General features: G+C 34.7%; 11 protein-coding genes. 3 read left to right on the top strand and 8 right to left on the bottom strand.

Features of this window, described 5'->3' with window-relative positions; genetic code table 11:
- Positions 1–149: 149 nt before the first annotated feature.
- Complete coding sequence (locus tag ACX9TM_RS06885; RefSeq protein WP_000028375.1) at positions 150–1,517, bottom strand: aldehyde dehydrogenase; 1,368 nt, start codon at positions 1,515–1,517, stop codon at positions 150–152.
- A 171-nt stretch (positions 1,518–1,688) separates the two neighbouring features.
- Positions 1,689–4,079, bottom strand: coding sequence for a M6 family metalloprotease immune inhibitor InhA1 (gene inhA1, locus ACX9TM_RS06880; protein WP_001035936.1), 2,391 nt, complete (start codon positions 4,077–4,079; stop codon positions 1,689–1,691).
- A gap of 342 nt (positions 4,080–4,421) precedes the next feature.
- Here inhA1 and ACX9TM_RS06875 point away from each other — a divergent pair, with 342 nt between their 5' ends.
- Positions 4,422–4,556, top strand: coding sequence for an anti-repressor SinI family protein (locus ACX9TM_RS06875; protein ID WP_000276219.1), 135 nt, complete (start codon positions 4,422–4,424; stop codon positions 4,554–4,556).
- Between the two features lie 79 nt (positions 4,557–4,635).
- The gene (locus ACX9TM_RS06870; protein WP_000578885.1) at positions 4,636–4,959 is read left to right on the top strand and encodes a helix-turn-helix domain-containing protein; all 324 of its coding nucleotides are present in this window, start codon (positions 4,636–4,638) and stop codon (positions 4,957–4,959) included.
- A 72-nt stretch (positions 4,960–5,031) separates the two neighbouring features.
- On the opposite strand, the gene calY is transcribed toward ACX9TM_RS06870, so the two are convergent.
- The 6 genes from calY to ACX9TM_RS06840 all read right to left on the bottom strand — a co-directional run bounded on the left by calY (position 5,032) and on the right by ACX9TM_RS06840 (position 10,061).
- Positions 5,032–5,625, bottom strand: coding sequence for a biofilm matrix protein CalY (gene calY, locus ACX9TM_RS06865; RefSeq protein WP_000053713.1), 594 nt, complete (start codon positions 5,623–5,625; stop codon positions 5,032–5,034).
- Between the two features lie 385 nt (positions 5,626–6,010).
- Complete coding sequence (locus ACX9TM_RS06860; protein ID WP_065382162.1) at positions 6,011–6,853, bottom strand: DUF4047 domain-containing protein; 843 nt, start codon at positions 6,851–6,853, stop codon at positions 6,011–6,013.
- Positions 6,854–6,987: 134 nt separating this feature from the next.
- Positions 6,988–7,575 (bottom strand): CalY family protein, encoded by a 588-nt coding sequence (locus ACX9TM_RS06855; RefSeq protein ID WP_000172852.1) that lies wholly within the window; start codon positions 7,573–7,575, stop codon positions 6,988–6,990.
- A 60-nt stretch (positions 7,576–7,635) separates the two neighbouring features.
- The gene (gene sipW / locus ACX9TM_RS06850; protein WP_000767792.1) at positions 7,636–8,205 is read right to left on the bottom strand and encodes a signal peptidase I SipW; all 570 of its coding nucleotides are present in this window, start codon (positions 8,203–8,205) and stop codon (positions 7,636–7,638) included.
- A 190-nt stretch (positions 8,206–8,395) separates the two neighbouring features.
- Entirely contained in the window at positions 8,396–9,682 is a 1,287-nt protein-coding gene (locus tag ACX9TM_RS06845) for a D-alanyl-D-alanine carboxypeptidase family protein (protein ID WP_000247030.1), read from the bottom strand.
- A gap of 151 nt (positions 9,683–9,833) precedes the next feature.
- Entirely contained in the window at positions 9,834–10,061 is a 228-nt protein-coding gene (locus tag ACX9TM_RS06840; RefSeq protein WP_000251856.1) for a hypothetical protein, read from the bottom strand.
- A 521-nt stretch (positions 10,062–10,582) separates the two neighbouring features.
- Between ACX9TM_RS06840 and ACX9TM_RS06835 the strand changes: the two genes are divergently transcribed.
- On the top strand, positions 10,583–11,338 hold the full coding sequence (locus ACX9TM_RS06835) for a class I SAM-dependent methyltransferase (protein ID WP_065382161.1): 756 nt from the start codon (positions 10,583–10,585) through the stop codon (positions 11,336–11,338).
- Positions 11,339–11,434 lie beyond the last annotated feature (96 nt).

Genomic DNA, 11,434 nt, shown 5'->3' with positions numbered 1-11,434 from the left:
AAAAATGGTTATTTAACAAGCGTTCGTTTCTATTCTTTATGTAGTATGTTTGATTCATTTTCGCATGATACATAACGTCGAACAGAAAAACCCCTTCCATTGCGAAGGGGCTATTATCATACGGCTACGCCTACTGATAAACACCATCATCATTTTAACAACTTTCGTATGAATTTTAAAGCACTTTTTGTAGAAGAGTAACGAATTTTCATGTCGAATGCTGTAGATTGGGCTAAAATGCTTTTATAATGTGAAAAAGTCCGAAAACTTTCTTTCCCATGATAACCCCCTAATCCACTACTTCCAACACCCCCAAAAGGTAAATATGGCGTGGCAAGATGATAGACAACATCATTAATACAGCCTCCACCATATGAAATATTACTCGTCACTTTCTTTTGTACTTCTTTATCTTCAGAAAATACATATAACGCTAACGGCTTCGGATGTTGCTGGATTGTGCCAATTACATCTTCTATGTTGTCGTACTCTATGATTGGTAAAATCGGACCAAAAATTTCGTCTTCCATAACAGTATCTTTCCATGTAATATCCGCTAGTACTGTCGGTTCAATATGTAATGTATCTTTCTTATAGTTTCCACCAATTACGACTTGACCATCTTGTAAAAATCCACATAATCTTTCGAAATGACGCTCACTTACAATACGCACATAATTTTCATTTTGCAAAGGTTCTTTACTATACTGCTCTATAATTTCATGTCGCAGTGCCTCAATTAGCTTTTCTTTCACGGAAGAATGCACATACATATAATCAGGCGCTACACACGTCTGCCCTGCATTTAAAAACTTACCCCAAACAATTCTTCTTGCTGTCATCTCTATCTTTGCATCTTTATGTACAATACAAGGACTTTTCCCGCCAAGTTCTAAAGTGAGCGGCGTCAACTGTTTCGCTGCTGCTTCCATTACAACTTTTCCAACGCCAACACTACCAGTAAAGAAAATATAATCAAATGGTTCCCTCAGCAAAGATGTACTCTCTTCAACGCCACCTTCTACTACCGCTACAAGCTCTTCTGGGAATAATTCATCTAACATTCTCTTAAGCACTTTTGAAACGCTTGGTGTTAACTCTGACGGCTTTAAAACGATTGTATTTCCAGCTGCCAGTGCTCCTACAAGTGGTGCAATTGCTAATTGAAAAGGATAGTTCCACGGTGCAATAATAAGTGTCACACCATACGGTTCTGGCACTACTTTTCCTTTTGATCCAAAATGAGTAAGTGCTGTTCGAACTCGTTTCGGTTTACTCCACGATGACATATGTTTCAATTGAAAGGAAATTTCTTTTAATACATATCCAACTTCCGTTGTAAACGACTCGTGAACTGACTTATTTAAATCTAATTTCAATGCCTGAAATATTTCTTCTTCAAAATGCTGAATGCCTTCATAAAGCTTCTTCAAATTATTCTTTCGCATTTCGATGCTTCTCGTATGCCCTTTTAAAAAATATTCCTTTTGCCTACTTACAATAGAGGAAATACTCATTCACTCACCTTCTCCCACTATTTTTATCCAATTCTTTCATTATTTATATAGACTTCATATATAACAAATTTCTATTCTTAAGGTTACATTATATATGACTTTTTCAGCTATATAAAATTCATTGCTCACAAAAAAACTACCGAAAGAAAATCTCTCGGTAGTTTTACAGTATTAACGATATAAACGAACAGCACCTGCAGAATTATCATCAGCTTGTCCTACTACTTCAAACTTCAGACCAAGCTTCGGTAAAATACGTCCTGCATCTGGAATCTGTTGATTAATATACGTTTTAGAATCATCAAACTTCGGTACACCTGCTAAACCATCATACGTATACGTTCCACGCGTTGGAGATACAACTTTCCAAGCTGGCGTTTTATCGAATGAGAACGCCGCATCTGCGATTTGGAATCGCGTACTACTTTCCACTGTCGGTTTACCATTTAAAGTTCCTACAATTGCTTCTGGATGAGAATCAACTACACCTAGGAAACCGTGTCCTGGATGTACACCTACCCAGTTATCTGTGTAAGCTGAATCTGCATACCATACAACCATACCAGCGTTATATACTGGACCACGTGCAAATTTTAACGCGTTATCTGAACCAGCATAGTTTCTCCACTCAACATAGTAGTTATGGCTTTTCTTCTCTGTTCCGTTAGAAACAGCAAAACCATCTAATTTGAATTGTGGCGTACCTTCTGCGTCATCAGAGAATACTACTTTATCATCTACTGTTAATGAAGCATTATCAAGTAAGAAACCATTTAATGCTAAACCACCATCAGTAATGTAATCAAATGTTAATTTTACTTTCTTACCTTTGAACTGGCTTAAATCATATGATTTGTCAATCCATTTTCCATTTGTCGAATCTGCATTTCCACTATTTGCTTTCTCACCAAGTCTTTCAATTAACGTTTGTTGACCATCTTCCGTTACAGCGTGTACTTCAAGGAAATCATACTCTGCTTCAATTTCATATAATGATTTGAAGTCAAATTTTGCAGTCGTTGCATTTGTTAAATCGAATAGTGGTGTTTCCATCTTCGTATGAAGATCATCACCTTTTGTGCTGTAGTAATACTGTTTTCCGAATGCCGGCTCAATTGTTTTTATATCTTTGTCTGGTAAGTTAACACGAATCATACCTGGACGGTTAGATTTCGTAACACTTTGGTCTAAATATGTTGCTAGGCCGATACCTTTATTTAATTTCTCGTAATCTACTTCTACGATATTTGCCCAGTTACCACCGATTGTTTTTTGGAAAAACTCTTTATTTTGTGGTGATAAGCTCGTTGGTGTTGTACCTGCAATTTTACCAGCCCAGCTTCCGCCACTCATGATAGACCAAGCTTGAATTGGCTCACCAGCACCGCTATATTGTGTATCATACTCATCTGGTAAACCTAAATCATGACCATATTCATGCGCGAATACACCAACTGCTCCATCTTCTGGTTCAATTGTGTAGTCGAACGCTGCCATCTTTCCACCCCAATATGGAACTTTCGCTTGTGTACCTTCAATTGCGAATGGTTTTGGTCCAACTGTCCAGCGATGTGACCAAATTGCATCATCACCTAATTTACCACCACCTGCTTCTTGTCCAACACCTGCATGAATAATCATTAAGTGATCAATTAAACCATCCGGTTGATTTTTATTTCCATCACCATTTACATCATATTGATCAAATTGATCAAACTCTGATAGATCAAGACCGCTATCTACAGCTGCTTTTAATGCATCTTTTACTAAATCACGTGGGCCTTTTGGTCCTTTATTATCATGACCGCCGCTAGCAGCATCTGCACCGTAATCAGCAGCTTTACCAGGAACTGTTAACCATTTTGTAACTGTTCCGTCCACTGTGTAACTACCACCAGATTGCTCTTCGTAATATTGTTTAAACGTTTCAATTTTACTTCCATCATCTAATGTAAACGGCTCGTTGCCGAATAACATTTTTTCATAATGTTCTTTATTAAAATCGTTAGAATACATATATCCAGGCTCTTTGTCGATATTATTATGTTTAAAGTCAGCGTACTCTACAAGTAAAACGAGTACTTTATCTTTACGTACATCACCGTTATAGTCTTTTTGTTTCGCTGGAGAAGTTGGTACTTTACCATTTAGACCGCCTTTAACTGGGCCTGTCGCTGCAGGTGTTCCTGTTGCAGGGTTATCTAATTTTTCTTTCGTGTCTGCTTTCGCATCTTTCACTTTCTTTAAAAAATCAGATGCTTCTTTCGTAAGTTGATCCCCATTTGGTACTTCTTTCCCAGGATTTTCACCCTTTTTGTTCTCTACATACTTTTCGACAGCTTTCTTTGTTTCTTTCTCTGAAGCTGACGAATCAATTACCCCACGTTTTTTTAGCGCATCTGCTAAACGTTCTTCCGGAATTAAGTGATCATCAACTGGGCTCGTAGCTGTTTTATTCGCAGGCGTTTCAGCATATGCAGATTGAGTACCAGCTCCGAATGAAAGGCCTAATACAGCTGTTAAAGCGATTGATGACAAAACTTTGAACGGTTTCTTGTTCATCCCTTATTTCCTCCCCTAATAAATAATATGTATTACAAATTGAATTTTATTAAAAATTCAATATTTTTTCAATATTTAGTCATATTATGTAATATTTTTAATATATTTGTAAAAATTTCATAGTTAGCATACGAATATATCACAATTCAACAATGTTTTCTGAAAATATTGAAAGTTTTTATCGAACAATTTATAATTTCCATAGAGGGAGTTTAATGGGGATTTTATCTTTGTTTCATCTACACAATATTTGATAATTCACTATATAAAACACAAAATCCGATTGCATTATCATGTATTCTGTAGCAGCAATTATGACCGATAATTAGGGAGGAATTACATTTGTACAAAGATAAGACAGACGCACTGGATCAAGAATGGATTGATTTAATACTTGAAGCTCTAGATGCTGGTATCGCCATGCAAGACATCGAGCAATTTTTCCAACGTATGAAGCCATCCAGTCAGGCTCAATAGGTTTGTTCTTTTTAACGAAGTTTATGTTATAATAATGACATCATAAGACAACTACATATTGATAGAAAGGTGCGCAAATATGATTGGAGAACGTATAAAACGCCTTCGTTTACAAAAAGGGATTTCATTAACTGAACTTGCCGAAAAAGCTGGCGTTGCTAAATCTTACATTAGTTCTATAGAACGAAATTTACAAAAAAACCCTTCCATTCAGTTTCTTGAAAAGATCGCAGCAGTTCTACAAATTCCAGTTGATACTTTACTTCATGATGAAACAACAAAGGAAACTAACCTAGACTCCGAATGGACACAACTCGTTAAAGATGCAATGAACTCTGGTGTCTCCAAAGAACAATTTCGTGAATTTCTTGAATTTACAAAGTGGAAGCAAAATCAAAAATAATAATAGAAAGAAGTGCTTACAACCAGCACTTCTTTTTCTTTATAAAAAAAAGCGGGAATACCCGCTTTTTTATTATTTTTCTTCCCCAGCTTCTTGGTTGGCATTGAATGTCCATTCTAAATTCAATGTATCACCTTGGAAGATATTTTGGTCTTTTCCATCATCTACGAATTCAAATTGTACCCATAGATAATCCTCTGTACCAGCTGCTAATCCACCCTTTTCTCCCCACTCAGGAGCAAAGATATCTTTAGCTAAAAGATCTGGATCAACTTTTTGTAAGTCTGCTAAAGTTGTTTCATATACAGGCTCACTTTGTTTATCCCAGTTCCAAAGGAATTTTACTTTAACGTGCTTACCAAAGTCTTCACCAGCATTATCACCTTTTGCATCTTTAACAGTATACTTTGTTGCTAATTTAACGTCTTTAATAGTTAACGAACCGCTGTTTTGTAATAAGAACTCTTTCTTAACAGAATCCCCTGGTTTTAAATCTTTAATATCTACAAGCGTCTTAGGGTTTAATGTAAGGTCTAACGTCCCAGCTGCAAATGTATTGTTTGATACTTCTTTATCGCTAAAGAATGCAAATGTTCCTCCACCAATTAAAGCTAACCCCAATGCTGCTGATGCAACTCCCATACCTAATTTCTTTTTCAGACTCACAATCAATTCCCCCTAGCTTTTTTTTATATTTTTATCACTTATTTTTCAATAAGAGATGTAAAGAAAACTATATTAGCTTAGCTAATATGCGTTCTTTTTTAAAAACCTTATGTTCATTATAACGAACAACTCTATATAAACACAACACATATTTATTAATATTTTCAGTTATTTTTATTTCTCAATATTTTTTAGACTTTTCAGAAAAAAAATGATAATTTATAACTTTTTTCACACTCAAATCATTTAATACTATAAGAAAAAAGAAAAACAAAGAGGTGAGGGCTAACGTTCCCTCACACTCGTATAAATATTACTAGTCTTGCTTATTCGTTCACTCTCTCTTACACCACATTCTTGTTTTCTGGCTGTTTCACTAAAGCAGTTACTCCGCTTTCTTCTGCTCTTCTAGCTTTTTCTGTTCTTCCACTTTCTTTTGCTCTTCTACTTTTTTCTGTTCTTCTACTTTCTTTTGTTCTTCGGCTTTCTTCTGTTCTTCTACTTTCTTTTGTTCTTCGGCTTTCTTTTGTTCCTCTGCTTTCTTTTGTTCTTCGGCTTTCTTTTGTTCTTCTATTTTCTTTTGTTCTTCGGCTTTCTTTTGTTCTTCTACTTTCTTTTGTTCTTCTACTTTCTTCTGTTCCTCTGCTTTCTTTTGTTCTTCTACTTTCTTTTGTCCTTCCGCTTCAATTGCAGCGTTTAATTGTTGCTGAAGAGCTTGAATTTGCTCATCAATAGCTTTCAAGCTAATTTCTTTCTCAATATAGTCACGCTTCTCTTTGATACTGCGAAAGCCTTCATTTACATATATGGACACTTGCTGCATCGACTCATCTTTATTTACCTTTAATTCTTCTTGTATTTGATTGTAAGGAGCTTCTATTTCAGTATATACATTTTGCAGAGCTTCCTTCTCAGCAACAATTTTCTCACGCCCTTGTTGCCATACAGAAATCGCCTGTTTTATTTCTTCAATAGAAGTTGCTTTCGATTTCCCCTTCATCGTTCCATACTCACGCTCAATAAGCTGTTTATGTTTCTCAGATTGCTCTTTTAACGTATTAACTGTTTTCGGAAATATAATTGCTGTAGAAAGCGTCGCTTCTACTTTCGTTTCATGAATGAACGCCGCTTCTGTATGCGTCATAATTTGAGATCCTAAATAAAACGTAATAGAACACATACACGGCAATATAAGCATCTTTTTAAAATTACGCGGTCTTTTCAGCATCTTAATCTCTCCCATCGAACATTACGTTCTTTATACAGAACATTATCTATATTATAGTAAAGAACTATTAAAATTGATAGACAAATACTAGAAAAATAGAAAAAGGGCTATCCATGTGATAGCCCTTTTTATTATTATCTTTCTTCACCTGCTGTTTGTTGTGCATCAAACGTCCAATTTAATTGTAACTTATCGCCTTGGAATTGATTTTGATCTTTTCCATTATCAACGAACTCAAATTTCACTTTGAATTTATCAGATTTACCTGCTGAAATACCTTTTTCATCCCAGAACCAAGCCGATAAATCATTATCTACAGCTGTAAGTGTGTCACCTTTTAATTTATCTAAAGTAGTTTGTTTCACAATTGTCTCATGCTTATCTACATTTTTTAAGAATGTTACTTTAATATGTTTACCAAAATCATCTTTATTATCTTTCTTTACATCTTCTACATTATAATCTGTTTTCAGTAGAACCTTTTTAATATCTAAAGAACCTTTATTTTCTAGTTTAAATTCTTTTTCAATTGTATCCCCAGGTTTTAAATTCGATACGTTAACAACTGTTGATGGATTTAATGCTAAATCCAGTGTTCCAGCCGCAAATGTATTGTTTGACACTTCTTTATCACTGAAAAATGCAAATGTTCCTCCACCAACTAAAGCTGCTCCTAATACTGCTGATGTAATACCCATTCCTAATTTTTTCTTTAAAGTCATGTCCATATCCCCTTAATATATATTTGTTAACTTCCTAAACGGAAAGTATAACCAAACGAACTAGACGGATTGTTCTACTTTTTTATCTTTCTTTTCTCCGTCAATGCTACGAATAGCACCAAAAATAGAAATAGCGGAATAACCAAGCAAAAAGACTCCTGGAATAATAAGAAGTAATGCTGCTCCCGCTTTTGAATTCGCATAATTCAGTAAATAACCAACATATGGAACTGTAATATCTGCATACTTTCCAACTACATTTTCTGCAAGTACTGGCTCTAAATCTGGTCCGTTGTTGTTATCCCCTTTTGTTTCATACATTACTTTTCCATTTGTATCTTTCACACCGATAATACGGTGAGTGATAATTTTTTGATCTTTCTCTTTAAAGGTAATAACATCACCTTTTTGATATTTAGAACCATCTTTGTTTGGTTCTATTGCAATGATTGATCCTGTTAAAAACGTCGGCTCCATTGATCCTGAAAGAACGCTCTTAAATTGATATCCCATCACTGTCGGATCACCACCGCTTGCTTTTGAAGAAATAACTACAAAAGCTAAAAAAACCATCAATGCAAATAAAACAAATGAGATCGCGTTGCTAATTATCTTCCATATTAATTTCATCGTCTCTCTCCCTCTCCGTTGTTTTATATTATTTGAAGTATGCAACATCCACTTTGTTCTTTAACAAGAACACAAGTAAATGATATAACGAACTTTAAGTTATTGCAATAAGAAAATTTACAATTATTAGTTATTTAAAATATAGAAAAAAGACTGTGCCAAAATTTTACACAGTCTTTTTATTAGTAATTTATTTATCTTCTGATTTCATTCCTTTTGTATTTCGGCGCAACACTACATATAAAATTGCTCCAAATAATATAATCGCACCTATCCCAACACTTATTACTTTCACATTTGAGTCTTTTACTTCAGGCATAGTTGTATCTTTTTTAGGCATCGTAAAAGTGACATCTTCTGTTGAAAGAACATTTACCGTCGCAATTGTTTGATTATTTTTCGTAATATCAACTGCACCAACTACCTCACCACGATGTATTCCTTTATGATATAAAGATTCTTTATCTAATGAAGCCGCCCGGAAAATAGTTTTCACATTTTTCCCTTCATCTTTCTTAAGCATAAGCTCCGCACTTTGTTCCAACTCAGAATTAACATCTTTATTTAAATATGTTGTTTTTTGATGCCAATTATGTTTATCAAGCACCATTTGCTTCGTAAATTGACCGAAAGAATATTCCGCCATCTGCTTCAAATCTTCATAAATTTCAGGTCTTTGAGAAGCCATTACTACGCTTATAATACGATTTCCATCTTTCTCATTTAATAAAACAAGTGTATTACGTGCTTCATTCGTAAACCCTGTCTTACCGCCAATGCTATATGGATTTTCAAAAAAATTAGATTTATTAAAAATAGACACCGTCTGCCTAGACGTCGTAACTGTCGTTCTTTTCGTATTCATCGCTTGTAAAATTTCAGGATACTTTTGCACACCCTTCGTAATCATAGCCATATCATACGGCGTCGTATAATGGTTCGGATCATGCAATCCATTCGGTGTTACAAAGTGGCTATCTTTCGCTCCTAATTGCTTCGCTTTCTCATTCATCATATTAGCGAAATTCTCAACACTCCCGCCAATCCGCTCCGCAATCGCATACGACACATCATTCGCACTCAGCACCATTAAAATCATAAGCGCAGTATTTCTATTAATTGTCTCTCCAGGTTGAAACTCAATTTGATAATTACTCTTCTCTTGATCTAATGCTAATTGTGAAAATGTAAATTGATCCTCTGGCTTTGTATGCTCCATGAGTAAAATCGCTGTTAACACCTTCGTCGTACTAGCAGGATATGCTCGGTGATATGCGTTTTTATCATACAAAACATCTCCTGTTTTCGCATCAATTGTCGTTGCAAACTGACTAAAAACATTCGGTCCTTCCGCAGGTGGTGGTGCAACTTGTTCTGGATTTACTCCAATATTCGTCTCAGCACGCAATGTTATGGGCGTCAAAAAAAACGAACAAATAACTGTAATAAAAACCAAAATTTTCTTAAAATTTACCATATGACTCTCCCTTTTCCATTTACTCCTTAACAAAATAATAAATCTACCAATCATATGTAATTTGTATTATATTGGAAGAAATTTCACTATTTTTTACTATATCATACTTTTACGATAAAGAACATAAATATACAATAAAAATAAGAAGGAATTACTCTTTCTTATCCTTCTCATCAATCAACGAATCTATTAACTTTTGACTAGCTTCCTCGGGCGTAATCTCATCTGTTATTCCCATAAACGACCAACCTTTAGAATCAACCCACTCAACAAACTCTTGTAAAAATTCATCATGTGTAACATCCACATCAAGAATCGATCCATTAATCGAAATCGTTCTATTTTTAGACACGCGCATCTTGAACGTTTTTCTTACCATTACAACTTTTCTCCCTCTACTTCTGAATATTTATAAAGTGAAACTTTCATCAACCCTCACGAATCGGACTTTTACGGGCATTCCGACCCGAACCTAACTTCTTTACTTTTGCTGAATTTCGAGGTAAGGGATCTTACTGCCCGCAAATAGCGAGATAAAATAATCATGTATCTCTGTTATACATGATTTTCAGTAAATTGTAAAAAGGATATATTGGCCAATTTAAATAGCAAAAATAAAAATCTCTTACCTACGTAAACGTAATACGACATACAATCGCTCATAAATTATTAAATAAATCCATAAAAATATACACTTTAAAACATAATTGAGTAAGCCATTCTAGTCTTTTGGAAGATATTATCTAAAATAGTATACTAAACGGATAAAGGATATTTGAATAAAGAAACTGAGGCCCTCTATTTAGCTGGATTCTTAAGTTGTAGACTTAAAGACTGATGCCTGAATTCATATTTAATTTCTATTTCTGTACATCATATCGTAAGAAAGAAGGTAGTACTGTGAAAACAACAGAAAATTTTACTGACAGGGCCGATATATATGCAAAATATCGCCCTAGTTATCCTAATGAATATATTGATTACTTGCTTTCAGCTAACCAACTGAAAGGGAATCAGATTGTGGCTGATATTGGTTCAGGTACGGGGATATTTAGCCACCAGCTGCTTGAAAGTGGTTTACATGTTATTGGAGTTGAGCCAAATGATGATATGAGAAAGATGGCTGAGCAATCATTAAAACTATATTCTCGTTTTCAATCCATAAAAGCAACTGCTGAAAATACCACTTTAAAAGAAAATAGTGTAGATTTAGTAACTGTTGCCCAAGCATTTCATTGGTTTGATAAAGAGGCTTTCAAAATCGAATGCCAACGAATTTTAAAACAAAAAGCAAATGTTGCACTTGTTTGGAATAGTAGAGATTTAACTAGTCCACTTATTAAAGAGAATGCAGAAATTTGCCAGAAAACCTGTCCAAACTTTAAAGGCTTTAGCGGTGGAATAGATGAAACTCCAGAAGTATTTAACAACTTTTTTAAAGATGGAAAGTATGATTTTAAAGAATATCAAAATTATTTACTTTTTGATTATGAAGGGTTTTTGGGAAGGAATTTATCAGCATCTTATGCTCCGAAAGAAAATGACGAACAGTATAAAAACTTTATTTTTCTCCTATCAGAGCTATTCGAAAAATACAGTAAAGATGGAAAAATTATTCTCCCGAATTTAACACGAAGCTATCTAGGCAATGTATAAACAGCCTGATACAAAGAGACATTGAACGGAATTAAAACAAGCCTAGCCCCTCCCTGAATGTAGAACGAGGTTAGGCTTGTTTTGCATTTTACCACA

Source organism: Bacillus sp. LH1, assembly GCF_057924895.1.
The sequence above is the reverse complement of the archived record's forward strand: the minus strand, read 5'-3'. Positions and strand labels throughout refer to the sequence as shown.